The 25,019-nt window shown below is 59.1% G+C and carries 27 protein-coding genes; 10 read left to right on the top strand and 17 right to left on the bottom strand.

The features are described 5' to 3' along the window. Positions 1-6: 6 nt before the first annotated feature. Both FHT97_RS09165 and FHT97_RS09170 read right to left on the bottom strand, forming a co-directional pair. Entirely contained in the window at positions 7-309 is a 303-nt protein-coding gene (locus FHT97_RS09165) for an urease subunit gamma (RefSeq protein ID WP_007533656.1), read from the bottom strand. A gap of 20 nt (positions 310-329) precedes the next feature. After that, complete coding sequence (locus tag FHT97_RS09170) at positions 330-1,151, bottom strand: urease accessory protein UreD (RefSeq protein ID WP_183861522.1); 822 nt, start codon at positions 1,149-1,151, stop codon at positions 330-332. Between the two features lie 341 nt (positions 1,152-1,492). Between FHT97_RS09170 and FHT97_RS09175 the strand changes: the two genes are divergently transcribed. Beyond that, a complete protein-coding gene (locus FHT97_RS09175) occupies positions 1,493-1,798 on the top strand; it encodes a GNAT family N-acetyltransferase (RefSeq protein WP_246712587.1) in 306 nt (101 codons plus the stop codon). 27 nt (positions 1,799-1,825) lie between these two features. On the opposite strand, the gene FHT97_RS09180 is transcribed toward FHT97_RS09175, so the two are convergent. From FHT97_RS09180 to FHT97_RS09210, 7 genes are all read right to left on the bottom strand, one after another. Next, positions 1,826-2,797, bottom strand: a complete 972-nt coding sequence (locus FHT97_RS09180; protein ID WP_183861524.1) for a D-glycerate dehydrogenase — start codon at positions 2,795-2,797, stop codon at positions 1,826-1,828. Positions 2,798-2,922: 125 nt separating this feature from the next. Further along, complete coding sequence (locus tag FHT97_RS09185; protein ID WP_016554923.1) at positions 2,923-4,047, bottom strand: branched-chain amino acid ABC transporter substrate-binding protein; 1,125 nt, start codon at positions 4,045-4,047, stop codon at positions 2,923-2,925. 119 nt (positions 4,048-4,166) lie between these two features. Beyond that, on the bottom strand, positions 4,167-4,520 hold the full coding sequence (locus tag FHT97_RS09190; protein WP_114713530.1) for a DUF6867 family protein: 354 nt from the start codon (positions 4,518-4,520) through the stop codon (positions 4,167-4,169). A gap of 24 nt (positions 4,521-4,544) precedes the next feature. Then, on the bottom strand, positions 4,545-5,273 hold the full coding sequence (locus FHT97_RS09195; RefSeq protein WP_016554925.1) for an ABC transporter ATP-binding protein: 729 nt from the start codon (positions 5,271-5,273) through the stop codon (positions 4,545-4,547). After that, positions 5,273-6,148 carry an ABC transporter ATP-binding protein gene (locus FHT97_RS09200; protein WP_016554926.1) on the bottom strand — a complete coding sequence of 292 codons (876 nt, stop codon included), beginning with the start codon at positions 6,146-6,148 and terminating at the stop codon, positions 5,273-5,275. Before FHT97_RS09200 ends, FHT97_RS09195 begins: the two co-directional genes overlap by 1 nt. Further along, complete coding sequence (gene livM, locus FHT97_RS09205) at positions 6,148-7,542, bottom strand: high-affinity branched-chain amino acid ABC transporter permease LivM (protein WP_183861531.1); 1,395 nt, start codon at positions 7,540-7,542, stop codon at positions 6,148-6,150. The genes FHT97_RS09200 and livM overlap by 1 nt, the downstream gene beginning before the upstream one ends. 4 nt (positions 7,543-7,546) lie before the next feature. Beyond that, the gene (locus FHT97_RS09210) at positions 7,547-8,449 is read right to left on the bottom strand and encodes a branched-chain amino acid ABC transporter permease (RefSeq protein WP_016554928.1); all 903 of its coding nucleotides are present in this window, start codon (positions 8,447-8,449) and stop codon (positions 7,547-7,549) included. A 446-nt stretch (positions 8,450-8,895) separates the two neighbouring features. Between FHT97_RS09210 and cysQ the strand changes: the two genes are divergently transcribed. Together cysQ and FHT97_RS09220 are read left to right on the top strand one after the other, a co-directional pair. Then, on the top strand, positions 8,896-9,690 hold the full coding sequence (cysQ, locus tag FHT97_RS09215) for a 3'(2'),5'-bisphosphate nucleotidase CysQ (RefSeq protein WP_183861533.1): 795 nt from the start codon (positions 8,896-8,898) through the stop codon (positions 9,688-9,690). Positions 9,691-9,824: 134 nt separating this feature from the next. Continuing rightward, a complete protein-coding gene (locus tag FHT97_RS09220) occupies positions 9,825-10,862 on the top strand; it encodes a DUF2793 domain-containing protein (RefSeq protein ID WP_183861535.1) in 1,038 nt (345 codons plus the stop codon). A 17-nt stretch (positions 10,863-10,879) separates the two neighbouring features. Here FHT97_RS09220 and FHT97_RS09225 read toward each other — a convergent pair whose 3' ends face one another. After that, positions 10,880-11,620: a LuxR family transcriptional regulator gene (locus FHT97_RS09225; protein WP_183861537.1), complete on the bottom strand. Its 741-nt coding sequence runs from the start codon at positions 11,618-11,620 to the stop codon at positions 10,880-10,882. 399 nt (positions 11,621-12,019) lie between these two features. On the opposite strand from FHT97_RS09225, the gene FHT97_RS09230 reads away from it, so the two are divergent. Both FHT97_RS09230 and FHT97_RS09235 read left to right on the top strand, forming a co-directional pair. Next, positions 12,020-12,295: a DUF1153 domain-containing protein gene (locus tag FHT97_RS09230; protein WP_007533628.1), complete on the top strand. Its 276-nt coding sequence runs from the start codon at positions 12,020-12,022 to the stop codon at positions 12,293-12,295. 313 nt (positions 12,296-12,608) lie between these two features. Continuing rightward, entirely contained in the window at positions 12,609-12,890 is a 282-nt protein-coding gene (locus FHT97_RS09235; protein WP_183861539.1) for a GNAT family N-acetyltransferase, read from the top strand. 101 nt (positions 12,891-12,991) lie between these two features. Here FHT97_RS09235 and FHT97_RS09240 read toward each other — a convergent pair whose 3' ends face one another. Next, a complete protein-coding gene (locus FHT97_RS09240) occupies positions 12,992-13,342 on the bottom strand; it encodes a hypothetical protein (protein WP_016554933.1) in 351 nt (116 codons plus the stop codon). Positions 13,343-13,784: 442 nt separating this feature from the next. Here FHT97_RS09240 and ctrA point away from each other — a divergent pair, with 442 nt between their 5' ends. Further along, positions 13,785-14,486, top strand: a complete 702-nt coding sequence (ctrA, locus tag FHT97_RS09245) for a cell cycle two-component system response regulator CtrA (protein ID WP_003542362.1) — start codon at positions 13,785-13,787, stop codon at positions 14,484-14,486. 115 nt (positions 14,487-14,601) lie between these two features. Here ctrA and FHT97_RS09250 read toward each other — a convergent pair whose 3' ends face one another. Further along, complete coding sequence (locus tag FHT97_RS09250; RefSeq protein ID WP_183861542.1) at positions 14,602-14,964, bottom strand: response regulator; 363 nt, start codon at positions 14,962-14,964, stop codon at positions 14,602-14,604. Positions 14,965-15,076: 112 nt separating this feature from the next. Continuing rightward, positions 15,077-15,724, bottom strand: coding sequence for a histidine phosphotransferase family protein (locus tag FHT97_RS09255; protein WP_183862006.1), 648 nt, complete (start codon positions 15,722-15,724; stop codon positions 15,077-15,079). 191 nt (positions 15,725-15,915) lie between these two features. Here FHT97_RS09255 and FHT97_RS09260 point away from each other — a divergent pair, with 191 nt between their 5' ends. After that, positions 15,916-16,512 carry an EipA family protein gene (locus FHT97_RS09260; protein ID WP_183861543.1) on the top strand — a complete coding sequence of 199 codons (597 nt, stop codon included), beginning with the start codon at positions 15,916-15,918 and terminating at the stop codon, positions 16,510-16,512. A 119-nt stretch (positions 16,513-16,631) separates the two neighbouring features. Beyond that, positions 16,632-17,789 (top strand): hypothetical protein, encoded by a 1,158-nt coding sequence (locus FHT97_RS09265; protein ID WP_183861545.1) that lies wholly within the window; start codon positions 16,632-16,634, stop codon positions 17,787-17,789. 2 nt (positions 17,790-17,791) lie between these two features. Here FHT97_RS09265 and FHT97_RS09270 read toward each other — a convergent pair whose 3' ends face one another. Together FHT97_RS09270 and FHT97_RS09275 are read right to left on the bottom strand one after the other, a co-directional pair. Continuing rightward, positions 17,792-18,610: an RNA methyltransferase gene (locus tag FHT97_RS09270; RefSeq protein WP_183861547.1), complete on the bottom strand. Its 819-nt coding sequence runs from the start codon at positions 18,608-18,610 to the stop codon at positions 17,792-17,794. A gap of 4 nt (positions 18,611-18,614) precedes the next feature. Beyond that, on the bottom strand, positions 18,615-19,001 hold the full coding sequence (locus FHT97_RS09275) for a hypothetical protein (protein WP_183755591.1): 387 nt from the start codon (positions 18,999-19,001) through the stop codon (positions 18,615-18,617). Positions 19,002-19,043: 42 nt separating this feature from the next. On the opposite strand from FHT97_RS09275, the gene FHT97_RS09280 reads away from it, so the two are divergent. Both FHT97_RS09280 and rpoH read left to right on the top strand, forming a co-directional pair. After that, entirely contained in the window at positions 19,044-20,078 is a 1,035-nt protein-coding gene (locus FHT97_RS09280; RefSeq protein ID WP_183861549.1) for an RluA family pseudouridine synthase, read from the top strand. 162 nt (positions 20,079-20,240) lie between these two features. After that, positions 20,241-21,149, top strand: a complete 909-nt coding sequence (gene rpoH / locus FHT97_RS09285) for an RNA polymerase sigma factor RpoH (protein WP_016554940.1) — start codon at positions 20,241-20,243, stop codon at positions 21,147-21,149. 73 nt (positions 21,150-21,222) lie between these two features. Here rpoH and FHT97_RS09290 read toward each other — a convergent pair whose 3' ends face one another. Both FHT97_RS09290 and FHT97_RS09295 read right to left on the bottom strand, forming a co-directional pair. After that, positions 21,223-23,559 carry a hypothetical protein gene (locus tag FHT97_RS09290; protein ID WP_183861551.1) on the bottom strand — a complete coding sequence of 779 codons (2,337 nt, stop codon included), beginning with the start codon at positions 23,557-23,559 and terminating at the stop codon, positions 21,223-21,225. A gap of 60 nt (positions 23,560-23,619) precedes the next feature. Beyond that, positions 23,620-24,918 (bottom strand): adenylosuccinate synthase, encoded by a 1,299-nt coding sequence (locus FHT97_RS09295; protein WP_183861553.1) that lies wholly within the window; start codon positions 24,916-24,918, stop codon positions 23,620-23,622. Positions 24,919-25,019: the final 101 nt, after the last annotated feature.

Consider the following 25,019-nt stretch of genomic DNA (forward strand, 5'->3'; position numbering starts at 1 on the left):
ATGACCTCAGCGGATCGGTTCGTGGACGGTCACAAGCTTGGTGCCGTCGGGAAAGGTCGCCTCGACCTGGACGTCATGGATCATCTCCGCGATACCTTCCATGACCTGGTGACGGCCGATGACATGGGCGCCGGCTTCCATCAGTTCGGCGACCGGACGACCGTCACGCGCGCCCTCGACCACGAAATCGGTAATCAGCGCGATCGCTTCGGGATGGTTAAGCTTGACGCCCCGCTCCAGCCGCCGCCGCGCTACCATCGCCGCCATGGAAATCAACAGCTTGTCTTTTTCTCTCGGTGTGAGGTTCATCGTGCATCCATCTGCTTGAACTAGAGATTCCAGACTTTCGGTACCGGCGCTCCGTTGCGCAAGGTCGAAATGATCGGGATCAGGATTTTTCTCAGGGCGAAGCCATCGGGCGCCGAAAGGCGCACGACGAGCTTGCCGGCCCAGCTGCTGGCACCGCCCATATGGCCTTCGAGCAACGGCCGGACTGCGCCAAGGTAGGCTTCGGCCCGCGGCCCGACATACAGCACCGTTGCAAACGCGACCTTGCCTGACAGCACGGCATCGGCACCGGCAAACATTGCAACATTTCCCTGCAGCGCCAGGTCCTCGGCGTGGCAGAGCCGACCTGCTTTGCGAATACGCCAGCGATCCCGGAAGAGCCCCGTCTCGACAACCTCCCCCATCGCCTTGCGGCCAAGCAGGATGGCCTCGACGGCCAGGAATTCGGAATCGTCATCAAGATCGACGTCGAGTCTTCGAAACAGTGATGAGCGGTCAAAAAGAATGGTTTCCTGCGGCAGCCAATCCACCCTGGCGTTTGCGCCGACGGCAATACTAGTGTTGACCTCAGCCGTTCCCGCTGACGCCTTGTAGATCTTCTCGCAGGCCTGTGTGGTGACATCGATGCGGGTGCCGGGGCCAGCCGCGACGCTCCAATTCATCCGGTCGCCACCGGTCAGGCCGCCCGCGGTATTGATGATGACGGCTTCCATCGAGGAATCGAACGTATTGGGAAGGCGGATTTTGGCCGCTCCCTCCTGATACAACTCTTGCAGGCGGGTCCGCCCGTCGAGCGTCTTCGCAGCCAGATGTCCGCGCCCCTCGGCCCTTTGCGGCCTTGTGGCCGCAGCAACGTTCATCATTCCATCCCCTTCGAGCGCGTCGTTGGCTTGTCCCGATGTTACTCCTGGCGCCGGCCAGCGATTGACGGCAAGCAATTCCCGTGCCGTGCCAAGTTGCAGTGCGATCCGGCGCTATGACGCTGGCACGCCTCCTCAACTGCCGACAAAAGCGGCATGTGCGCAATGGACCGGCATCCGAAGCCGTAAGATGAGATCTCCGATCGGTCGCGCGAGACCTAATGATAAAGATTTGGAGGAAGCTGCATTGATCCGCAGGGCGACAAAGCAGGACATCGCCCGAATAGTCGAAATCTGCGCCGGCGTTTCCGAGAACGCCCTGTCCGATCCGTCCAAGGTTACGCTTGAGGACATGGTTCATCGTCAATCCCGGCATCTTTGTCTGGGAGGATGAAAGCGGTATTTGCGGCTTCTCGGCCGCGGATACGCGCAACGGCTCCATCTGGGCACTGTTCGTGGATGAGCGGCACTGCAACCGTCGCATCGGACGCGCCCTCGAGCGGGCCTGCACAACAGTGAAATCGGCGGGCTTCGACAGCATATGGCTGACGACGGATCCCGCAACGAGAGCCACGCGCCTCTATCATCGCGCCGGGTGGCGCTTGATCGGCAACCTGAAGGGCGAATTGCACTTTGAACGGAGTCTTTAACTCTGAACCATCAGTCGGACCAAGGCGCTAGGTAACGCGATCCGGCGGCTCTTTGCCTTCGAAGAAGGCGGTGATGTTCTCCACAACCTTCATTCCCATGGCAGTGCGGGTTTCCTCCGTTGCGCTTCCGAGATGTGGCAGCAGGACGACATTCTCCATGGCTCTCAGCGCCTCCGATACATGCGGCTCGGCTGCATAGACGTCGAGCCCGGCGCCGCGGATGACACCGTCCTTTAAGGACGCGATCAACGCCGCTTCATCGACGACATCGCCGCGAGCCGTGTTGATGAGGAACGCGCCGGGCTTCATCGAGGCTAACCGGGCAGCATTCATCAGATGTCTGTTCTCCTCGCCGCCAGGGCAGTGCAAGGAAACGAAATCGGAGAGCGCCAATACATCCTCAACTGTCGGCAGTTGTCTTGCGCCGTAGCGCGCCGCTTCCGTCGGATCGACAGGCGACCGATTGAAGAAGACGACATCCATCCCGAAGCCGAAGTGGCAACGCTGCGCGAACGCCTTGCCGATGCGCCCGAAACCGATGATACCGACTGTCTTACCGGTGACCTTCGTCCCGATCATATGCGTCGGGCACCAGCCCTGCCACTCGCCAGCCCGGATCTGGCGCTCGCCTTCGCCACCCCTGCGAGCGACGGTGAGCAGCAGGAGCATGGCGATATCGGCCGTGCAGTCGGTCAGCACCCCGGGCGTGTTCGTCACCACGATCCCTCGCGCCTTCGCTGCACCTATGTCGATGTGATTGTAGCCTACCCCGAAATTCCCCAGGATGCGGGCACGTGGCGTCACACTATCAAAGACGGCAGCCGGCAGCCGGTCGGAGACCGTCGGCAGGACGGCGTCGTACGCGTCAAGCGCATCGCTCAGTGCCTCCCCACTCATGGCGATATCATCCGCATTCAGCGTCGTGTCAAAACGGTCCGAGAGGATCTTTTCTACCGTTGCAGGCCAGCGACGCGTGACGAGAATGCGTGGTTTGGACATGAGAACCGTTCCGATTGCCGTGATTGACTTCCTACCCAGTAGCGCAAAAAAACGCCGAGGGCCAAACGGAAGAAGCCCGGTCTTGCGACCGGGCTTCCAAAATCCGCACAAGCGGGGATGAACCCTTACTTGGCTTCCTGCGGGAAGTAGCTGTACTTGCCGTCCGGACCCTTCTTCCACTCGTACATGATGTAGCCAGGAAGCTTCGGGTCGCCCTTTTCGTCGAACGACATGTCGCCGAGAACGGTCGGGAACGGGCCCTTTGCCTTCATTGCCGCAGCAACGGCTTCAGCGTCGTTGGAACCGGCAGCCTTTGCGCCACCAGCGATCGACTGCAGCGCAGCGTAGGAGTAGAGCGTGTAAGCTTCCGGGTTGAAGCCAGCAGCCTTGAACTTCGCAACGAGGTCCTTGTTGGCCGGGTTCAGCGTCGGATCGGGGCCGAAGGTGTTCAGCGTACCGGCGACTGCGTCGCCAGCGATCGATGCCAGTTCGTTCGAAACGATACCATCACCGGAAACCAGCGTAGCCTTGAGGCCCTGGTCGGCAGCCTGACGGATGATCAGACCAGCTTCGGTGTGAAGTCCACCCCAGTAGATGATCGAGACGCCGGCTTCCTTCATCTTAGCGATGAGGGCCGAGAAGTCCTTGTCACCAACGTTGATGCCTTCGTAGACGACTTCGGTAACACCGGCAGCGTTCAGAGACTTCTTGGTTTCGTCAGCGAGACCCTGGCCGTAAGGCGTCTTGTCGTGAACGACGGCGATCTTGGCGTCCTTGAAGTGGTCAGCAAGATACTTGCCGGCGATTGCACCCTGCTGGTCGTCACGGCCGCAAGTACGGAACGTGTTCCAGAGACCGCGCTCGGTGAACTTCGGGTTCGTAGCAGCCGGGGTGATTTCGAGCATGCCGTTTTCAGCGTAGACTTCGGAAGCCGGGATCGAAACGCCCGAGTTGAAGTGGCCGATAACGAACTTGACGCCGTCAGCAGCGAACTTGTTCGCAACCGAGATGCCCTGCTTCGGGTCGGAGACGTCGTCGCCGAGTACGACCTTGATCTGCTCGCCGTTGATGCCGCCGGCAGCGTTGATGTCAGCGGCCGCCTGCTCTGCGCCCTTCTGGAGCTGAGCCCCGAACGCAGCGTTCGGGCCGGTCAGCGGACCAGCAACGCCAACGATGATGTCGGCCCATGCGTTGCCGCTGAAGGCGACCATCGCCGTCAGAGCTACAGCCGACAGGAGAGACTTTTTCATTCTATTACTCCCAATTTTTTAGCGGGTTCTGTTCCACCACCCAGCGCATTACCCACTTTACTGCGCCAGGAAACTTGTTCCACTCGAAGGGGCAATCTGTCCCTAGATTCAACCGGCTGTCAATGTTTTGCCTTCCAGGAGAAGGGGGAAGTCTTTTCGTATAGCCAGTAGTAGTTGTTGACCATCTGGTTGGTCCGGCGATAGCGATAGCCGGCCGTCGAGAAGATCGAGAGAAGGACGAGGTCGATCACATAGTAAAAGAGGCTGAGGACCGGTCCATCAAACAGTGCGTGATGCAGAAACTGCATCGCAGCGGCGAGCAGAACCGTGTAGGCGATCACCAGCGGATAGTCGCTCCAGCTGTCCGCCGCAGCCTTGCCTGCTCGCCAAGCGGTCCAGAATCCGATCAGCACGACGAAAAGCCGAATGGCACTGCGAACGCCGGTATCGCCCTCAAAGAAAAGTCCCTGCATATCAAAGTCTCCCCTTCGTCATGCTCAATGCCGTCCGCCTTCGAGATAGGCGGCACGCACTTCCGGATTCGCCAGCAGTTCCGCGCCGGAACCGCTCATGGTCACTTTGCCGTTGACCATGACATAAGCACGGTCGGACAGGCGAAGTGCCGCGAAGGCGTTCTGCTCTACGAGGAAGACAGTGAGCCCCTCCTCCTTGTTCAACTTCTTGATCGCCTCGAAAATGCCCTTGACGATCAGCGGCGCGAGACCGAGTGACGGTTCGTCGAGAAGCAGCAGTTTCGGACGCGCCATCAGCGCGCGACCGATCGACAGCATCTGCTGCTCGCCGCCAGACAGCGTGCCGCCGCGCTGGGTCTGGCGTTCCTTCAACCGCGGGAACATCGTAAAGACCTTTTCGACGTCCTCGTTGAAGTACTTCAGGTTATCCAGGCCGGCACCCATCTGGAGGTTTTCCATGACGGTCATGCGCGGGAATATCCGACGTCCTTCGGGCGACTGCGCGATGCGAAGCCGGGCGATCTCGTGTGTCGGCATACGCGTGATGTCGCGACCGTCGAAAACCACCGAACCGTTGCGCGCCTGCGGGCTGCCGCAAATTGTCATCATCAACGTCGACTTGCCGGCACCGTTGGCGCCGATCAAGCTGACGATCTCGCCGCGATGGACTTCGACATCGATTCCGGCCAGAGCCCGAATGTTGCCGTAATAGGTTTCGACGCCCTGGACTTTGAGAAGTGGCTGACCAGTCATCAGTGCGAGCCTCCTTCGAGGTTCTCTACGGCTGCAATCACTTCTTCCACTTCCTCGTCTTCGACGCCGAGATAGGCTGCGATAACCTTCGGGTCATTCTTCACCTCATCAGGCGTGCCGTCGGAGATCTTCTGGCCATATTCCAGAACGACGACATGGTCGGAAATTTCCATAACCACCGACATATCGTGTTCGATCAGAAGAATCGACGTGCCGCTGTCAGTACGAATGCTGCGCAGCAGCGCATTCAGCGCAGCCGACTCTCTTGGATTGAGTCCAGCGGCAGGCTCATCCAGGCACAGAAGTTCCGGTTCCGTGCACATTGCGCGCGCGATCTCAAGCCGGCGCTGTGCGCCGTAGGGCAGATCACCAGCCGGGTCATCGGCCCGATCCATAAGATCGGCCTTTTCAAGCCAATGGCGCGCCAGTTCGATGGCATTCTTCGCCTCGGCCCGATACGGTCCGATGCCCACCAGCCCCATCACCGTGTAGCCGGACGCCTTCATCAACTTGTTGTGCTGGGCGACGAGCAGGTTTTCGAGAACGGTCAGGCCGGAAAACAGCCGGATGTTCTGGAAGGTACGGGCAACCCTGGCCTCTTTGGTGATCCGGAAGTCCGGAAGCCGTTCCAGCAGGAACTCCTTGCCGCTCTTCTGCTTCAGCGTGATCATCCCCATCGTCGGCTTGTAGAAGCCTGTGATGCAGTTGAAGACCGTCGTCTTGCCGGCGCCGTTCGGGCCGATGAGCGCGGTAATGTCGCCGCGCTTGGCTTCGAACGAAAAGTCGTTGATCGCCATCAGGCCGCCGAACTTCATCGACAGGTGCTCGACCTTGAGCAAAGTATCGCTGGTCATGTTTGTTTCCTGAGGGCTCATCAACCGTGGCCCTCCTTGGTAAAGCTGCCGGAAACTGCCTTGCGCTCCTTGAGGAAGGCCGTCGGTTCACGCGATCCCACGAAGCCACGCGGCTTGATCAACATCACAACGACCATCGCCAGACCGAACAACAGCATGCGGTAGAGCTCTGGCGTGAAGTCCGGTCCGAAAATCATCTTCAGGAAAGCCATCTCACGCAACAATTCCGTGCCGCCAACCATGACGATTGCCGCAATCGCGATGCCCGTCAGTGACCCCATGCCGCCCAGAACGACGATGGCCAGAATGACCGCCGATTCCAGGAAGACGAACGATTCCGGAGAAACAAAGCCTTGGCGAGCGGCAAAGAACGAGCCGGCGAAACCACCGAACATCGCACCCGTCGCAAAGGCCGTGAGTTTCGTTGTCACGGTATTGATCCCAAGCGAGCGGCAGGCGATTTCGTCTTCGCGCATCGCCTCCCACGCACGGCCGATCGGCATCCGGCGCAGACGGATCGTCACATAGGCGGTCAGCATGCAAAGCGCCAAAATCAGGTAGAAAAGGAAGATCTTGTAGTAGGCCGATGAAATTGGCAGGTGGAAAAGCTTCGCAAAGCCGCCGGCACTTGCATCGAACGGAATGCCGAAAAGCGTCGCCTTCGGAATGCCCGAGATCCCAAACGTCCCCTTGGTGAGATCCGTCCAGTTGATGATCACCAGGCGAATGATTTCACCGAAAGCCAGCGTTACGATCGCGAGATAGTCACCGCGCAGTCGCAGAACCGGGAAGCCCAGAATGACACCCCACAGTGCAGCCAGAATACCGGACAGAGGCAGCAGCACCCAGAACGAGAGGCCGAAATAGCTGGATAGAAGCGCGTAAGAATACGCCCCAATCGCGTAGAAGGCGACGTAACCGAGATCGAGCAGGCCGGCGAGACCGACGACGATGTTCAATCCCCAGGCCAGCATCACGTAGATCAGGATCTGGATACCAAAGTTGTCCACCCACTTCAGCGAGCCCTGTGGACCGGCAACGGCATAGATAAACACCGGATAGAGCAGCAGCGCGATGAGCGCGATCTTCAAGAAGTGCGTGTGAAAAAAGCCCTTCTCGGTCGAGATATCAAGCTCGCCGCTACGAGCCTTCGCCAACTTGCGCGCATCGAGATGTGGCCTCAAGAAGACCACCGTCAAGAAACGACCGACGGCAGCAATTGCCACGAAGATGGCCAGGAGGCCCCAGCGCTGAACGATGATGAGTTCGTTGCTGATGTTCTGGTCGGTCTTCAGGCCGACGTAGAGCACGAACATGCCGAACGAGATGAGAGCCGCGAACAGAGCTTCTTTAATACCCTTCTGAACAAGTCCGGCGTTTGCGGACTTGTCAGCGGAACGTACAGCATTTTCCATGACGTTATACCTTCTCGACTTCCGGCCGGCCCAGGATACCTGTCGGCTTGAAGATCAGCACGAAAGCGAGGATGGCGAATGTCGCCACATCCTTGTACGCGATGGTGAAGTAAGCCGACCACAGCGACTCGATGAGACCGATCATCAGCCCGCCGAGAACAGCACCCGGCAAGGAGCCGATGCCGCCAAGAACAGCCGCGGTGAACGCCTTCACACCCGGTACGAAGCCGTCGTTGAAGTTCACGACACCATAATACATCAGATACATCGTACCTGCGACGGCAGCGAGCGCCGCACCCATGATGAAGGTAACGGAAATCGTCTGATCGACATTGACGCCCAGCAGCGCTGCCATCTTGCGGTCCTGCTCGGTTGCGCGTTGGGCGCGCCCGAGGGACGTGTGATTGACGAGATACCAGAACACCGTCAGCAGCACGACCGTGATGAGGATGATTACGATCTGCTTCAGCGAAATCGAAATGCCCGCAACGTTGTAAACGGTGCTGACAAGCGGCGGGATCGGCTTGTTGCGCGGACCTTGCGTCACCTGAATGAAGTTCGACAGCGTGATCGACATGCCGATCGCGGTGATCAGAGGCGCGAGGCGGAAAGATCCACGCAGCGGACGATACGCAACGCGCTCGATCGTCCAGTTCCACAAGCTCGTCATCAGCATCGCAATGAGCAGCATTACCAACAGCAGAACCGCTACCGGAAGGCCCGCGAACATGGATGTGAGAACGAGAAAGACAATAAGGCCGGCAAAGCCGCCGAGCATGAAGATATCGCCGTGGGCGAAGTTGATCATGCCGATAATGCCGTAAACCATCGTATAGCCAATAGCCACAAGGCCATAGATGGATCCAAGAGTCAGCCCATTAACGAGCTGCTGGACAAAATATTCCATATGTCATTTCCCCTGGATGCAAGCCAGTTCAGCCAGCATCTCTTGTTATTAGGACCTTAAATGAGCCCTTGATTAAGGATTTCATACCGCTTTCAAACCAAAAGGGAAGTGCAAAATCGCAAAGCCCCAAAGTTCTTTGCCGTTTTGGTGAAAATGACTTTTTTGCGGTCAGGAATTCGCTTTTTTTAGCATGCTAAGCCTAAGAAAGCGCTTTTTGACTTTTAACGGCGCAAGCAACCGAAATTTTTCGCTCGGCGCCAGGCGATGCAGCATATGAAGACGACCGCAGAGATTCTTTTCCGGGAGTGCTGCGCGCATTCGATACATGATTGCACGCATTCGACGGCAACCCGTTGCGCTGATACGATTCACATCGTCGAGGGAATTCCCTATATAAGAAAAGGCGCTCGAGGTGAGCGCAGTGCGGAAGATCCGGAAGGCGAGCAATGCTCGAAACATTTGAGCGCGCCGCTCTCGAAGCGGGCAAGGCAATTATGCAGGTCTATCTGGAGGGGTGCCCGTCCGCCAGGAAAGCAGACAACAGCCCGGTCACCATCGCCGACGAGCGCGCCGAGCGCATCATCATTGCACAGCTTGAAGCAGCCTTCCCCGATACCCCGATCATTGCGGAAGAGTCGGTGGCCGCCGGCAACGTTCCCGCGATCGGCGCGTCTTTCTTCCTTGTGGATCCGCTCGACGGCACTCGGGAATTCATCGACAAGCGTCGCGAGTTCACGGTGAACATCGCCTACATCGGAGACGGGCGGCCCCTCGCCGGGATCGTCTATGCCCCTGCCCTCGGCATCGCGTTTTCTGCAGAGAACGACAAGGCCGAGAAGCTTCTTGTCAACGAGCATTTTCAAGTGATCCGGCGAACCGCCATCCGTGTGCGGCCGCAACCGGCCGACCGGACGGCTTTGGCGAGCCGATCGCACAACAGCCCTGAGACGGATGTCTTTCTGAGCGCGAATGCGATCTCCCGCTGTACCAACATCGGTTCATCGCTAAAGTTCTGCATGCTGGCTGAAGGGCTGGCCGACGTCTATCCGCGCTTCACGCGGACGATGGAGTGGGATACGGCCGCCGGCGACGCCGTGCTACGCGCCGCAGGCGGCTCGACCGTAACGCTGGACGGACTGCCGCTCACCTATGGCAAGACGTCACAGCCGCATGACAGCGACTTCGCCAACCCTAATTTCATATCCTGGGGCGGCGCGAGATCCGCGCTCGAGCGGGCATAACCTTTTCGAAAAGACACGGAAAATCAGCGAAGCGCGGCTTCCACCGTCCACGCCCCATTAGCAGCATCTAGGATTTTCGGCGAAATTAATCCGTGCCGGGCGCAAGCTCCGGCCAATCCGGGAGCCGCAAAACCGTGTCTGACCAGACCAACAATCTCGCCCTGCCCTATATCCTGCCATCCCAGGCACAAAAGCACGTTACCCACAACGAAGCGCTGCAGCGTCTCGATGCCATTGTCCAACTGAGCGTCACCGGAGAATCCTCCCTTCCTCCACCCGACGTCTCCGAAGGACAATGCTATCTGGTCTCCGAAGGGGCCGGCGGTGCTTGGTCCGGCCGGGACGGAATGCTGGCACTCCGCCAGGACGCCGCCTGGATCTATATCGAGCCGAGGCCGGGCTGGCGCGCCTTCTTCATGGCGCAGGGCCAACTCCGCGCATTGAGCACCGACGGGTGGCATGCGATAGCGCTGGATAACGATAATTCTCTACCGATGGTCGGCATCAATACCTCGCCGGATGCCTTCAACCGCCTCTCGGTGGCGTCCGACGCAAGCCTCTTCAGTCACTCCGGCCACGGGCACCAATTGAAGATCAACAAGTCTGCCGCCGGCGAGACGGGAACGCTGCTCTTCCAGACAGCATGGTCCGGCCGGGCGGAACTAGGCCTCGCCGGCAACGACGATTTCTCGATCAAGATCAGCGGCAACGGCAGCGATTGGCTGACGGCTCTGACAATTTCGCCGCGAGGGATTGTAAGAACGCCAGCCAAACCCGCCGCTCGTGTCTCCTTGGCGGCGGGAGCATCCACGCCGGCATCCGGCAGCCGAACTGGCTTCAACGAATTCCATCTGCTGCAAGGCGGCTTCTCTCTTGGCCCGGTCATTTCACCCGGCATTGGCAACCGCCTGCTCATCCCCGAGACCGGCCTATATCTCCTGCTGCTCACAGCAAGCACGCTGTCTTCGTCCGGACATGAGGCCGTCCTCGAGGCAAATGGCACGGTGGCGCTTGCGGCCGCTGTCGGTCCTGCTTCGACCGGCGCGGCACGTCATACTGCCTGCACTTTAGCATCGCTGAATGAGGGAGACTCGCTGGCGCTGCTGCACCACGGCAACGCACAGTATGAGTTCGGATCTGCGAAAACCGAGCTTTCGGTCGTGATGCTTTAGATCAAAGCAACAACCGTCTAGAGCAACCTGTAGCGAAACGCGCGGGCGATGGCCTGCATGCGATTGACGGAATTGAGCTTTCGCATCGCGCTCTTCAAGTAGCCGACCACGGTATGCGCGGAGAGATCAAGGATGATCGCGATCTCTTCGCTGCTCTTTCCAGCGGCCGACCAACGCAAGCATTCGATTTCGCGACTGCTGAGGCTTTCCGCGGGCTGCTCTACAGGGTTCTGATGGCCGAGTTGCTGCAGGAGTTCCATCGCGCGGAAGACCAGCCTCATCGCCTCATCGCGAGCAGGTGACTCGCGCTCACCCGAAAATGCGAACACATAGTGGCGCAGGTGCACATCATGCAGCGCAAAGGCAAATGTATTTTTCAGGCCATATCTTTTGAAGACGGCCGTCTGGAGCTGGCCGCCCTGGTTGGTCGCCGCACTCTCGAAGGCCGCAATGTCATGGAAGACCGGCATCGTCGTCGTCTTCAAAGCTACAAGAAGCTTGCAGCAGTAGAAGAAATCAACCTCTTCGTAGATATCAAGTAGCTCTTGCGGCCAGTTGCTTGCCAGATGGTTGCTGAGGAAGCCACTGCGGTCGCCGCGTGGAAACTCCGCCAGCAAGTAGTGGTTGAAGTCCGCCTCACTCGCCATCTCGGCCATGCCATCGCTGAATCGCTGTACAGACATGTTCTGCCCAGACGCGATCCGCGAAAAAACAGCATGCTCCGCGCCATCGCGACTGGCGCGCTCTTGTTTCTTCATTGTCTTATCCCCGGCTCGCTCCGACCCCACCTGCTGCGTTTGTCGACCCATAAAAGGCCGCGCGGCACCGAGCGAAAAGCAAAGGGCGTCGTATCAAAAGGACACGAAGCAAACAGCTTTAGTCATTCCGGGCGCCACAAGAAGAACGGAGACGGGATCTTGCGCTCACATATGTTGCGCCGCTTATAAATTGGCGAATATCAATTGCCCATCAACCATTACGCATGGCTCCTATGCGCCAGTTACAAATTAACGTTGCGGAAGGCAGCTAAAGCGCAAATCGCTTCTTAGGGCTCCGACGCCTAAATTTCTTATCAAAGTGTTACGATGCGCTTAGGCAATTCTTAAATGTGACAAGCTAGAGTGACTGCCGTGGTCTTGAGTTGTGTAGAGAGTCCAATGACCGAAATGATACGTCCCCGAGTAAAATATGTCATCGGCCCCGATGGCAGCCCGCTGACGATTGCTGATCTGCCGCCGCCGAATACACGGCGCTGGGTGATCCGCCGCAAAGCTGAGGTTGTAGCGGCGGTTCGCGGTGGCCTGCTGAGCTTGGAAGAAGCCTGCGAGCGTTACACGCTGACTGTTGAAGAGTTCCTCTCCTGGCAGTCTTCGATCAACAGCCATGGTCTTGCCGGTTTGCGCACGACCCGCATCCAGCAGTATCGCCACTGACTAGCCCTTTTTGGGCAACGAATTTTACAAGTCGGGCCGCTTGCATGTCCTGAGGGGGATATACAGACGGCCCGAATTCGCGACGCAGCGAACTTGCTTCGTCTCGCCATCACCGACAAGCTTCACCGCGAATTCCCGCTTCATGGACCACTCAGCTGGAAACTCGATCGGTGACGCTGGAACCGCTGCCGGCCCATACCGGCAGCCCTCTCCCCGCCGACCTCATCGAACACTGTGTTCTCGTCTACCGTCTTGGCGTATGCAATGTGACATGCCACTTTCCCGAACAGCACACTGTTGATGAGGAATGGCAATGAACATCAAGAACGAAGCAACGACTTCCGGCGGTCGCTACGTTGCAGAGCTAGAGGGCCATCAGGCCGAGATGACCTACTCCCGCACGTCGCCTAAGCTCGTCATCATCGACCACACCGGGGTACCCGATGCACTGCGCGGCAAGGGCGTCGGCCAGGCACTGGCTCTGCACGCCGTCGAGGAAGCGCGCAAGGGCGGATGGAAGATCTTCCCGCTCTGCCCGTTCTTCAAAGCCCAATCCCAACGCCACGCGGAATGGGCAGATGTCATCAACAGCTGACATCGCAACGCCAAAAGCCATGTATGACGGACGCGGCAGCCCATCATGCATGGCTTTTTCGAGGCGATGTCGAGGCGCCCTAGCGGCGCCCGATTCCTGCCTTAGGCTCTTGCCCGGACCGCGCTGTCGCGCTCTTCCAGCGCGGCCGCACGTGCGTACTCCGCCTGCATCTCTTCGAGCGCCTGTTCCAGCGACTCTTCCTGCATCTTCAGCTCCTTGATCGAAACCTGAAGATTGTCCGCCCGCTGGCGCGCTGCCTTTGCGAAAGTCGGATAGGCGAAGTGATTCGGATCGGAAATGCCGGATTTCTTTTCTTCAACGAGGATCTGGCTCTCCAAATCCTTCGTCATCCGTTCAAATTCGGACATCATCATCTGCAATTGCTGCAGTTGGCGACGTTTTTCGTTCACCTGAAACTCCTTCAGGCGAGTTAGGCTCTCACGCGACTTCATACGCATTACTCCAGTGATGCGAGACCCCTGCTCCACTCAAAACCGCCCCTGCGAGCCGCTTTGAAACGGCCTGCCCAAAAAATTTCCGTCGGTATTAACAAAAACCTACCGCTGGTAACCTTTCGTTTACGGGCATCGTTAATGATAGTGCCGATGATTTAAGGGTCGGTAAACACAACTACGCGATTTCCGATACCGCTTCATTGGTGAGTCGAATGAATCGCTTACCGGCCATTCTTAATGTAAAAGTTAAGAAGTAGGCTTTGCGGATTCTCGTTGGAAAACAGCGGAATGGACAAAATATTTAATAAATTGATTACCTCTTGCCAGAGTGAATCAGAATTTGTTAACCATTTCGTGGCAGCTTCCAAATCACGCAGTGACATATTCGGTATCGTGTAGGGGGCCAGACCACCTTTCGGCGGCGGTAAAGGGGATAAGAATGCGGGTACTACTCATCGAAGATGATAGCGCGACAGCGCAGAGCATCGAATTGATGCTCAAATCAGAAAGTTTTAACGTCTACACCACCGATCTGGGTGAAGAAGGCGTGGATCTCGGGAAGTTGTATGATTACGACATCATCCTTCTCGATTTGAACCTTCCCGACATGTCCGGATATGAAGTGCTCCGCACTCTCCGTCTGTCCAAGGTCAAGACACCGATCCTGATTCTCTCCGGCATGGCCGGCATTGAGGACAAGGTTCGCGGCCTCGGTTTCGGCGCCGACGACTACATGACCAAGCCGTTCCACAAGGACGAACTGGTTGCCCGCATTCATGCGATCGTGCGCCGCTCCAAGGGTCATGCCCAGTCCGTCATCATGACCGGCGAACTGATCGTCAACCTCGACGCCAAGACCGTCGAAGTCGGTGGCCAGCGCGTTCACCTGACCGGCAAGGAATACCAGATGCTGGAGCTGCTCTCGCTCCGCAAGGGCACCACCCTTACCAAGGAAATGTTCCTGAACCACCTCTATGGCGGCATGGACGAACCGGAACTGAAGATCATCGACGTCTTCATTTGCAAGCTGCGCAAGAAGCTGGCCAACGCCGCTGGCGGCGCGAACTACATCGAAACCGTCTGGGGCCGGGGCTATGTTCTGCGCGAGCCGGATGGCGCTGAGTACGCCGAGACTGCCTGAGTTTTCATCCCCTTTGCCAAATAGAAAAAGTCCCGTCCTTGTGGCGGGATTTTTTTCGTTTCCGGCATAAAAAAGCCGCCCAGGGCGGCCTTGATTGGTGAAAGGAGGTTCGCAATTATGCGGCGATAGCGCGATTGCCGAAAACGGCAGTCAAAATCTTGCGGTCGAACGGCTTGAGCAGAAAATCCGTCGCCCCTGCCCGTTTCCCCATCATCAGCTTCTTGAGATCGGCTTCGACCACGCAGTAGTAGATCTTGACCTCGTTGCCGCCTTCCATACCGCGGATGGTGGAGATCAGTTCAAGCGCACCGTCCATTCCGGAATCGACAATCAGGTAGTCCGGAAGTTCGACCTGGCAATTGGAAAGGGCTTCATAGACATTCGAGGCTTCGCTGACGAGGAAATCCAGCTCAGACAGGATACGCTTCCCGACCTTGCGAACAACGTCCGACGAGTCGGCGATCATAAACCTCTGCATGGCTGCTCCTTGCCCCAGCTTCTGTCCCGGCTGGCGAATTACTAGCCAAGGATAAAAACATTAGGCTAAGGATTTATTACCTCGGGGTGCCGAATCGCCGTCGAGGCTTGTATCAAGCCGCGATAACGTCAGCGGTGAAGGTCAGTTCTTCGGTGGTTGCACCATGGCCCAGCGTCATGCCGCATTCATCGGCAAGCAGCACCGTATAGTACGGCTGAATCGTATGGGCATCGATTGCCTCCTCGACTTCCCCGGTCGAAATTTCCACGAACTTCGGCGGCAGGCGCATCAACTTGCCCTTTGCGACAATCTTGAATTTTGCGTCCAGCTCCGGGTTTTCCAGTGTGACTTCAATGGTGCCGCCACGCGGAATGGACGAATAGGCCACGAGAAACAGATTGAGCAGCAGCTTGACGCGGTTTTTGGCGATGATCGCACGCGGGCCACTCCAAGTAACCTCGGTCTTCTTCTCGGCAGCCGCAAAATCCTTCGCCGCGCGTTCGGCTTCACCGGTATCGATCGAGGCGCCGACCGAGCCTGAGGCGCCGAAGGCAAGCCGGGCGAACTTCAGGCGCACAGACGCGTTGAGCGCGCTTGTCCTGATAAGATCCATCGCATCGGCGTCGGCGCCGCCCTCGTCCAGAAGCTCCAGACCATTGTTGATTGCGCCGACCGGCGAAATGACATCATGGCAGACGCGGCTGCACAGAAGCGCGGCCAAGTCGGGACCGGTCAGGGTGAGGTTTGGATTCTTCGACATCATCGTCTCCAGGGGCGGCAGGGTCATTCCGCCGTCTATCTTGCGTCATCAAAATTGCGCGAAGTTTGCGGCCGTACTCGGCGCCATAATGACACCATATTTGGTAAACCGATTGTTAAGACCATACGCGCAAAATGAATCAAACGCCGGAAACGGCTCATCGTACCGACCATGATGAACGGATGACACCCATGCGCGCCCATTTCCTCGGAAGACTCCCGGTCCTCTGCCGGCTTCTCGTTGCGCTGATATTCTCGCCCCTCGTGCTTATCCCCATGCAGGCGGCGGCGCAGCAGGCCAACAATGGCCAGTACACGATGCAGGAGATCGTTGACGCCGGACACTCGTTTTTCGGCTCAACCAGCGGCGGGCTCGCAAAGGTGGTCGAAGCGGCCTTTCAGAAATACGGCCTTCCGAACGGCTACATCCTCGGCCAGGAAGGCTCCGGTGCCTTCATCGCCGGACTTACCTATGGCGAAGGTCAGCTGAACACCAAGAATGCCGGCGAGCATCCGCTCTACTGGCAAGGCCCGTCGCTCGGCATCGACTATGGTGGCCAGGGCACACGCGTCATGATGCTGGTCTATGACCTGCCCTCGACCGACGCCATCTATGCCCGTTTCGGCGGCGTCAGCGGTCAGGCCTTCGTCATCGCCGGCTTCGGTATGACGCTTCTCAAGAATGAAAACGTCCTAGTGGTGCCGATCCGCACCGGTGTCGGGGCGCGCCTTGGACTGAATGTCGGATACCTCAAGGTCACGCCGAATCCGACCTGGAATCCCTTCTGATTCTATCGGCGCTGTCGAACTCTCGCTCGCCGTTACCTTTCCGCCACTTGCTCTACGCGTCAGGTCCGCTTAATCATTGGTCCTGACGCAAATCAACTTTTGGAAGCCGTGGCAACTCCGTGATCGAATATGCTCTCTTGTTCGGACTGGGCTTCCTGACGGCAGCGTTCCTCGTTTTCCTGGTGTCGCCCGCTGTCCACCGTCGCATCGTCTGGTATACAGAAAATCGGATGCGCGCGACCATGCCGCTCAGCCCGCAGGAGGTGCGGGCGCAGAAGGACATGGTCCGAGCCTTCTATGCCGCGGAAAACGCCAAAACGACGCAACAGCTGGTGCGCGAGCGCGAGAAGTCGCTGGCGCTGCAGTTGAAACACGATTCACTGGCGCTCGACGCCGGACGATTTGCGGCTGAAATCGGCGGATTGCAGGCGCAGATCAGCGACATGAGTGTCGAAGCAGCGGAACAGCGCTCGCATCTGCGCAAGGATGAAAACTACATCAGCCAGCTGAAGACGAGCCTCCACATCGCGGAGCAGGCAAGTGCGGCCAAGGAAGGCGAACTTGAAGCGCTTCGCACGCGCCTCAACAGACTTGCGGAACAGAGCGACAATTTGAAGATCGATTTGGCGGCGCGCGAGACCGAAATCGAAAGCATGAGCTTCAAGGCGAATGCGGTCCGCATCGAGCGCGACACGCTTCGCCAGGACGTGAGCTTGCTGCAGAAGCGCGCAAAGGATGCGGAGCAGACCCTCGCCCAGCACGAGCACGCGGTCATCAGGCTGGAAGATCAGGCAGACCGCGATGCGGCGTCGGTGGCCGACAAGGATACGCTACTCGGACGCCGCCAGCAGGAAATTGCGAAGCTGAAAGAACAGATCAAGGCGGCGAACGCCGAACTGCGCAAGGCAAACCGTGCACTGCGCAATGCCGGTCTTCAACCCGTAGCCGCAGATGCGGTTTCAGAGGAGCGGGCAACCGAGGAAACGATGGCAGCCGAACTCGATACCGCGGCGATCGCGGCACGCCTGAGCGAAGAAGTGCGCAAGCGCAGCGCCGCCGTTTCGGAACAGTTGAAAGCAAAGTCGGACACGTATCAGGATGAAGCCGCACGCGAAGAGATCGCCGACATAGCCGCAAGAATGGTCGCGTTGACAGCGATCAATGAAGGCCCCACGTCGCCGATCCGAGACCTTCTGCCGGATGCCGCAGACCATCAGGATGGTGAGCGCATCAACCTTGCGCAGCGCGCAGCGACGATCCTGTCGGAACCAGGCTGAGATCAGATCCGCTTCACTGCTGACGCCATGGCGAAAAGAGCGATGCCCGTGGCCGTCGCCACATTGAGGCTGTCCAATCCCTCCGATTGCGGAATGCGCGCGCTGTTGAAGCGCTCAAGGACAACAGGCGGCAATCCCTCGCCTTCCGTGCCTACGACCAACGCCATCCTGCCGGCTGGCGGTATCGCCCGGATGTCGGTCTCGCCGCGCGGCGAGAGTGTCCAGATGGCGAAGCCGTTCGCGGCAAGCCGCGCCAGTATATCAAGTCCAGTGCCCTTCCGCTGGTAAGGCACACTGAGGACGGAGCCGACGGAGACGCGCAATGCCTTGCGATACAGCGGATCGCAGGACGTTTCATCGAGGAAGATGGCATCGGCCTTGAAGGCGGCCGCGTTGCGGAACATGGATCCGGCATTGTCATGATTGGAAATGCCGCAACCGACAAGGACCAGCGAACGCTTAGACAATCGGTCGACGAGATCGACTTCCGCTACCTCGCGCCTGCCGAGGGCCAATACGCCGCGATGGAGATGAAATCCGACGATCCGGTCCAGAACTTCGGCCTCGGCAACATAGACGGGCACCTCGATCGGCAGCCGCTCGAGAATGGGAGCGACGCCATCGACGCGGTTCCTGAGCAACAGCACCTTTTCGGTTGTAAAGCTGCCGCTGTGGCTGGCTTCCGCCAACATGCGAAGCACGACCGTACCCTCCGCAATGAAGCGGTTCTGCCGACCGGTCAGATCCCGTTCGCGGATATCGCGGAACTCAGCGATGCGAGCATCGTCCGCGCTCTCGATCGCAACGAGCCGAGAAGCCATCGCCCTAGCCGCCGTTGATGGTCACATCGGCGACAATGCGTCCTGCCTTGATATCGAAGACGAGCGACTTCATGATCCCGTCGGCCGTGGCCCCAAAGAACATGATCTGCCCTCCCGAGAACGACGACGACTGAATGATGAAGCCCGGCGGCAACACGGCCGTCACGGATATAGGCGCATCCGACGGTACGCCGGCCGATGTCACGGCTGTTGGTTCGCTCGCGGGAGTCCGCATCGTCTTGTAGACAATGGCGCCGAAGACCGCCATAAGGCTCACGAACATGATGATGCCTGAAACAATCTGCAGGCGGATCATCTTGCGCCGGACACGTTCCATCACCGGATCAAGGGGCTTTTCGTCCTGATCACCTTCTGGCTGGATATTCGTCATATGTGGCGTTCCGTTCTATAAATCATTCGGAGAAGAAGCGTCTTGAGCGACCCCTTTAAACAAGCATCCGGCATTAGAAAAGTCCTCACGGCCGACGAGAGTGCCGAAGGCCGTCTCGATGCGTGGATGACGGCACAGCTTGGGGAAGAGTTTTCGCGCAGTCGCGTGAAGGTGCTGATCAAGGAAGGCCAGGTCTCGGCGGGCGGCAAGGTCGTCGCCGATCCGCAGAAAAAAGTGCGTCCAGGCGATGTCTTCGAGATAGTCCTACCGGAACCGCAAGACCCGACGCCCCAGGGCGAAAACATTCCGCTCGATATTCTGTTCGAAGACGACGATGTCATCGTCATCTCCAAGCCTGCGGGCCTCGTCGTCCATCCAGCGGCAGGGAACTGGACCGGTACGCTCGTCAATGCGCTGATCTACCATTGTGGCGACAGTCTTTCCGGTATCGGCGGCGTCCGTCGTCCGGGGATCGTTCACCGCCTGGACAAAGACACCACAGGTGTAATGGTCGTCGCCAAGAACGACATCTCTCATCGCCACCTCTCGCTGCAGTTTGCCGATCACGGGCGCACCATGCCCTTGGAGCGCGCCTATCAGGCAATCGTCTGGGGGCGTCCTCGCGCGCTGACGGGGACGATCAATGCCCCGCTGGGGCGCTCCGTCGGCGACCGTACGCGTCGTGCCGTCAAACGGCCCGAGACGCAGGATGCCGACGAGGCGATCACACATTATGAAGTGCTCGAGCGCTTTCATGAGAATCCCGACGCGACTTCGCTCGCCTCACTCATCGAGTGTCATCTCGAAACCGGCCGCACGCATCAAATCCGCGTGCACATGGCACATATCGGCCACCCGCTGCTCGGTGACACGGTCTACGGCGCAGGTTTCAAGACAAAGGCAAATCTCCTTCCGGATGCTGCCAGGAAGACTGTGAATGCCTTTGGCAGGCAGGCCCTCCATGCCTATATGCTGCAATTCGAGCACCCCCGCACCAACGAGGTGATGCACTTTGAAGTGCCTCTGCCTGAGGACATGGAAGAGTTGGCAAGCGCCCTGCGGGCCAAGGCGGAGTAACGCCTTCGTGAAACGGTGTGCGGCCTTGAACCCCTGTTCGGCCATACTTATCTGTACATTGACTTAGTGCGGGCTCCGATAAAGCCGCACGTCCCCGGTTCGCCTTTTTAACGCAGGGGCGCGTTCCATCGGGAACCGGAATTCAGATAGGAGGGTGCTTTTATGGCCCGAAATAACTTGCCGTCCATTACCGCCGGCGAAGCCGGTCTCAATCGCTATCTCGACGAGATCCGCAAGTTCCCGATGTTGGAACCGCAGCAGGAATATATGCTTGCGAAGCGCTATGCGGAACATGGCGATCGCGAAGCCGCTCACAAACTCGTCACCAGTCACCTGCGCCTCGTTGCGAAGATCGCGATGGGATACCGCGGCTATGGCCTGCCGATCGGCGAAGTCGTATCCGAAGGGAACGTCGGCCTGATGCAGGCCGTCAAAAAGTTTGATCCGGAACGCGGCTTCCGTCTTGCCACCTATGCCATGTGGTGGATCAAGGCGTCGATCCAGGAGTACATCCTGCGTTCGTGGTCTCTGGTGAAAATGGGCACGACCGCCAACCAGAAGCGACTGTTCTTCAACTTGCGTCGTCTCAAGGGCCGCATTCAGGCCATTGACGACGGTGACTTGAAGCCGGAACACGTCGCTGAGATTGCCACGAAGCTGAACGTCTCCGAGGAGGAGGTCGTCTCGATGAACCGTCGCCTGTCGGGCGACGCGTCGCTGAACGCACCGATCAAGGCCTCGGAAGGCGAATCCGGGCAATGGCAGGATTGGCTCGTCGACGACCACGATAGCCAAGAGGCGGTTCTGATCGAGCAGGACGAACTCGACACGCGTCGCCGTATGCTGGCGAAGGCGATGAGCGTTCTGAACGATCGCGAACGCCGTATCTTCGAGGCGCGTCGTCTCGCTGAAGATCCGGTAACGCTGGAGGACCTCTCGTCAGAGTTCGACATCAGCCGCGAACGCGTTCGTCAGATCGAAGTCCGCGCCTTCGAAAAAGTCCAGGATGCCGTGCGCAAGGAAGCTCTGGAGCGCGCCAAGGCCGTTCGGGTCGTGGAAGCGACAGCCTAAAGCGCAAGTTTCCTCAAATGAAAAAGGGCGGGACCGTTTGGTCTCGCCCTTTTTTATTTACTCCAACCAGTGATTATTGGCTGGTCGATACGTCGCCAAATGCGGCCCATTCCTTGATCGCGGCGTTGAACGCCTCCGCGCCCGTCGAGCCTTTCTGCATCGTCAGAAGGGCACGGCGGCCGTTGCGATAGGTGATCGGGATATCGATCCAGTCGCGGCTTCCGAGGAGATCGAGGTTCGCCTTGCGCGCATCCGGATAGTCATTCAGCGCGATCATATGGAAATCGTCCGTGATCTTTGCGGGAACGGCAATCAACGCGTCGCCGCGATCCTGCTCGGTCCGCTTCATCGAAATGCGCTGAACGCTCTCGATGGCGCCGCCTTCGAAGTTTGGCGGCAACGAGAAGACGACTTCGACGATGTGGCTTGCAGGCAGCGACGGATCCGAATTGCGTTTGAAGGTGAGCTGCGCCGACAGGTTGCGTTCCGGAACGGTCACGGTCGCCTGCACGGATGCTTCCTGCCTGCCGTCCGAGCCTGCCTCGTGCTGGAGGCTCCAAACCACCGACCCCTGGATAGCAGTCGGCGAACTCTGCCCGATACGCTCTTCATAGAGGAACATTTTCTCATTTGACCCGACCGGCGCGGTTTGTGCTGCACCGTCCGCCGGCGGCGTCGCCGCTGACGTGGCTGCCGGAGGGGTAGCGCTCGTCGAGGGCGGCGTCGTCGAGGTCGCAGGCGGCGTCGGATCGGCCGCAGCAACGTTCTGCTCGGCTACCGACTTTCCTTCGGCCGTCGGCGTTCCTGGAACAGCAGCGGGGCCGCTGTCGACCTCGGTGCCGTCGGCACGAAGCCGCTGGTTGAACTTGTTGTTGACGGCAGCGCCGTCATTCAACGAGGCGACTTCCTTGTTTGCGTCTGCCGGCTTGGCGTCGCTGGTCTGTGGCGCCGCGGCTGGCGTCGAAGCATCCGGCTTGGCCGGCGCCTGCTCGTTCTTCGCACTCTGCGACGGAGCGGCGCTGACAAGGTTCTTCAACATCGTCGACAGCGCATCCTGATGGGTCCAGGCGGCATACCCGCCGCCGCCAACAACGCCCAGCGCAATGAGGATGGTTACGATGGAGCCGATGCCGAACCGGCGGCGCTTCGGCTCCATGCGCAGATTCTTGCCCTGGAACTTCGCGGCAACGGCGCTGTCGAGATCGGGCGGCGCAGTGCCGTCGTCGTCTTCGGCAACAACGCCGCGGTTGTCGTAGCCACGAAGCGGCCGTGCCTCCTGCCACGCAGGATTGGTTTCCGGCGCAGCTTTCGCGGTGCCATGGATCTCCGAGAAGAGATCGCCATCGTCGAAATGCGCGTTGATCGGAACCTTCTTGCCGCTTTCGATCGGTGGGAGATCGTCGAAGGCTGCTGCCTCCCAGGAGAACCCCTCGTTGGCGGCAGGCATCTTCACGCTAGCCGGTGCATGGTCGATGCCGGCGATGACGTCCTCGAACGCGCGCGCGGCTTCGTTTGCCGGAGCAACGGGCGCTGCCTCGGAAAACTGCCTCAATTCCTCGAGCGCCCAGTCTGTCGGGGCATCCTTGGCCGGCGGCGCCGGCGTTTCCTCGACGGGCTCAGCCCATACCGGATCGAAATGCCCGGCGGCGTCCGCATGGAGCGGCTCTTCCTGGCTGCGATCCACGAATTCTTCCGGCGAGCGATCCAAGCCATAGACTGGTTCGACCAGACGGTTGGTCAGATCGTAGTCGCGCGCCGCTGGCTGCAAAGCCGGCTCCACGTACGGAGGCTCGGTGGGCTCGGCAACAGGCTCTTCTATGCCCACATGCTCGTCAGAGCCCTGCCGTTCCTCGTGAGCGACCTCTTCGGAAGGAGCGGAGCGCAGGTGCTCGACGGGTTCGACTTCTTCAGCGGGAGCCGACGGCTCTTCATGCGGCCAATGCGTGTCGTGCTGGGCAGCATATTCCGGCTCGGCAGCGGCAGGCTCTTCGTGATAATGCGCAGGCTCTTCGCGCGGCTCCTGATAGGCAGGCGCAGGCTCTTCAGCTTCTACATGCTCTTGGTGAACCGATGTCTCGTCTGCCGGCTCGTCAACAGTGGGTTCGGCGGCGACCGGTTCAGGAGCGGTGGCCTCCGGCTCATGGGCGGTCTCGACTTCGGGCGCAGCCGCCGCGGCAACATCGTCCGCGGACGGAACGGCTTCGGCGTGTTCCGCTTCGACTTCGCGGATTGCAGCCTCGAGCTTTTCAAGCTGCCGTTGCAGCATCGCTTCCGGCGGACGCGGCTTCATGTTCTCGAGCTGCCGCTGCACAGCACCGCGAGCGCGCTCGTAGACTTTCACCCGCATCTCGGGAGTATTTTCAGACAGGCCGTCAACCGCCCGCCGGATAACTGCGATAAAATCCGCCATTCGTACTTTCTCTAAGAGTGCGGTCCGCCACGCGAACCGCACAAATAATGACCCGCGACCTTAGTCCTCAAAAGGATCGGTCACAAGTATCGTGTCGTCTCGCTCAGGACTTGTAGACAGGAGAGCGACGGGCGCCCCGATCAACTCTTCAACCTGGCGAACATACTTGATTGCCTGGGCCGGCAGATCGGCCCAACTGCGCGCGCCGACCGTCGATTCTTTCCAGCCTTCGAGCGTCACATAGATCGGCTCGACGCGAGCTTGCGCGCCCTGGCTGGCAGGAAGATGATCGATCTCTTCGCCGTCCAGCTTGTAGCCGACGCAGATCTTCAGTTCGTCGAGGCCGTCGAGAACATCAAGCTTCGTCAGCGCAATGCCGGTAATGCCGTTGGTGGCAACCGACTGGCGCACCAGCGCTGCATCGAACCAGCCGCAACGACGCTTGCGGCCCGTCACCGTACCGAATTCGTGACCTTTTTCACCGAGGAACTGGCCGATCTCGTCATGCAGCTCGGTCGGGAACGGTCCCTCGCCAACGCGCGTCGTATAGGCCTTGGTGATGCCGAGGATATAGCCGAGCGATCCCGGGCCCATGCCAGAACCAGCCGCGGCCTGGCCGGCGACGGTGTTCGAAGACGTGACGAACGGATACGTGCCATGATCGATGTCGAGCAGGCTGCCCTGCGCACCTTCAAAGAGGATACGAGCGCCCTTGCGGCGTTCCTTGTCGAGGAAGAGCCAAACCGTATCGCGGTACGGAAGCACGCGGTCGGCGATCGACGTCAGTTCCGTCATGATCGTATCATGGCTGACCTCGGCAACGCCAAGGCCGCGACGCAGTGCATTGTGGTGCGTCAGGATGCGGTCGACCTTGCCCGGCAGCGTGTCGAGATCGGCGAGGTCCATCACACGGATCGCACGGCGGCCAACCTTGTCTTCATAGGCCGGGCCGATGCCACGGCGCGTGGTGCCGATCTTCGTACCGCTGTTGGACGCAGCGTCTTCACGGTAGGCGTCGAGCTCGCGGTGCAGTGAGAGAATAAGCGTCGCGTTGTCGGCGATGCGCAAGTTCTCGGGGGAAATCTTGACGCCCTGCTTTCCCAGCTTCTCGATTTCGGCAATCAGTGCGTGCGGATCGACGACGACGCCGTTGCCGATCACAGCCATCTTGCCGGGACGCACGACGCCGGATGGCAACAGCGAGAGCTTGTAGCTGGTTCCATCGATTACCAGCGTATGGCCTGCATTGTGTCCGCCCTGATAGCGCACAACGATGTCCGCACGTTCCGAAAGCCAATCGACAATCTTGCCCTTGCCTTCGTCACCCCATTGCGAACCGACCACGACTACGTTCGTCATTCACGTCTTCCTGTTAAAGGCGGATTTAACCGCACCCTTCTCAAACCCGCGCATCTATAAAGCTTTGTCACGGGGAAAGCGACCCTGTTATGCCGCCGGAA

It is taken from the genome of Rhizobium sp. BK399 (assembly GCF_014194695.1).
Classification (GTDB): domain Bacteria; phylum Pseudomonadota; class Alphaproteobacteria; order Rhizobiales; family Rhizobiaceae; genus Rhizobium.

Excerpts from the sequence above, each read along its gene's own strand:
- FHT97_RS09165 (WP_007533656.1), bottom strand. The coding sequence starts at position 309 with ATGAACCTCACACCGAGAGAAAAAGACAAGCTGTTGATTTCCATGGCG.
- FHT97_RS09170 (WP_183861522.1), bottom strand. The coding sequence starts at position 1,151 with ATGATGAACGTTGCTGCGGCCACAAGGCCGCAAAGGGCCGAGGGGCGC.
- FHT97_RS09180 (WP_183861524.1), bottom strand. The coding sequence starts at position 2,797 with ATGTCCAAACCACGCATTCTCGTCACGCGTCGCTGGCCTGCAACGGTA.
- FHT97_RS09185 (WP_016554923.1), bottom strand. The coding sequence starts at position 4,047 with ATGAAAAAGTCTCTCCTGTCGGCTGTAGCTCTGACGGCGATGGTCGCC.
- FHT97_RS09190 (WP_114713530.1), bottom strand. The coding sequence starts at position 4,520 with ATGCAGGGACTTTTCTTTGAGGGCGATACCGGCGTTCGCAGTGCCATT.
- FHT97_RS09195 (WP_016554925.1), bottom strand. The coding sequence starts at position 5,273 with ATGACTGGTCAGCCACTTCTCAAAGTCCAGGGCGTCGAAACCTATTAC.
- FHT97_RS09200 (WP_016554926.1), bottom strand. The coding sequence starts at position 6,148 with ATGAGCCCTCAGGAAACAAACATGACCAGCGATACTTTGCTCAAGGTC.
- livM (WP_183861531.1), bottom strand. The coding sequence starts at position 7,542 with ATGGAAAATGCTGTACGTTCCGCTGACAAGTCCGCAAACGCCGGACTT.
- FHT97_RS09210 (WP_016554928.1), bottom strand. The coding sequence starts at position 8,449 with ATGGAATATTTTGTCCAGCAGCTCGTTAATGGGCTGACTCTTGGATCC.
- cysQ (WP_183861533.1), top strand. The coding sequence starts at position 8,896 with ATGCTCGAAACATTTGAGCGCGCCGCTCTCGAAGCGGGCAAGGCAATT.
- FHT97_RS09225 (WP_183861537.1), bottom strand. The coding sequence starts at position 11,620 with ATGAAGAAACAAGAGCGCGCCAGTCGCGATGGCGCGGAGCATGCTGTT.
- FHT97_RS09230 (WP_007533628.1), top strand. The coding sequence starts at position 12,020 with ATGACCGAAATGATACGTCCCCGAGTAAAATATGTCATCGGCCCCGAT.
- FHT97_RS09235 (WP_183861539.1), top strand. The coding sequence starts at position 12,609 with ATGAACATCAAGAACGAAGCAACGACTTCCGGCGGTCGCTACGTTGCA.
- FHT97_RS09240 (WP_016554933.1), bottom strand. The coding sequence starts at position 13,342 with ATGAAGTCGCGTGAGAGCCTAACTCGCCTGAAGGAGTTTCAGGTGAAC.
- ctrA (WP_003542362.1), top strand. The coding sequence starts at position 13,785 with ATGCGGGTACTACTCATCGAAGATGATAGCGCGACAGCGCAGAGCATC.
- FHT97_RS09250 (WP_183861542.1), bottom strand. The coding sequence starts at position 14,964 with ATGCAGAGGTTTATGATCGCCGACTCGTCGGACGTTGTTCGCAAGGTC.
- FHT97_RS09255 (WP_183862006.1), bottom strand. The coding sequence starts at position 15,724 with ATGTCGAAGAATCCAAACCTCACCCTGACCGGTCCCGACTTGGCCGCG.
- FHT97_RS09260 (WP_183861543.1), top strand. The coding sequence starts at position 15,916 with ATGCGCGCCCATTTCCTCGGAAGACTCCCGGTCCTCTGCCGGCTTCTC.
- FHT97_RS09270 (WP_183861547.1), bottom strand. The coding sequence starts at position 18,610 with ATGGCTTCTCGGCTCGTTGCGATCGAGAGCGCGGACGATGCTCGCATC.
- FHT97_RS09275 (WP_183755591.1), bottom strand. The coding sequence starts at position 19,001 with ATGACGAATATCCAGCCAGAAGGTGATCAGGACGAAAAGCCCCTTGAT.
- rpoH (WP_016554940.1), top strand. The coding sequence starts at position 20,241 with ATGGCCCGAAATAACTTGCCGTCCATTACCGCCGGCGAAGCCGGTCTC.
- FHT97_RS09290 (WP_183861551.1), bottom strand. The coding sequence starts at position 23,559 with ATGGCGGATTTTATCGCAGTTATCCGGCGGGCGGTTGACGGCCTGTCT.
- FHT97_RS09295 (WP_183861553.1), bottom strand. The coding sequence starts at position 24,918 with ATGACGAACGTAGTCGTGGTCGGTTCGCAATGGGGTGACGAAGGCAAG.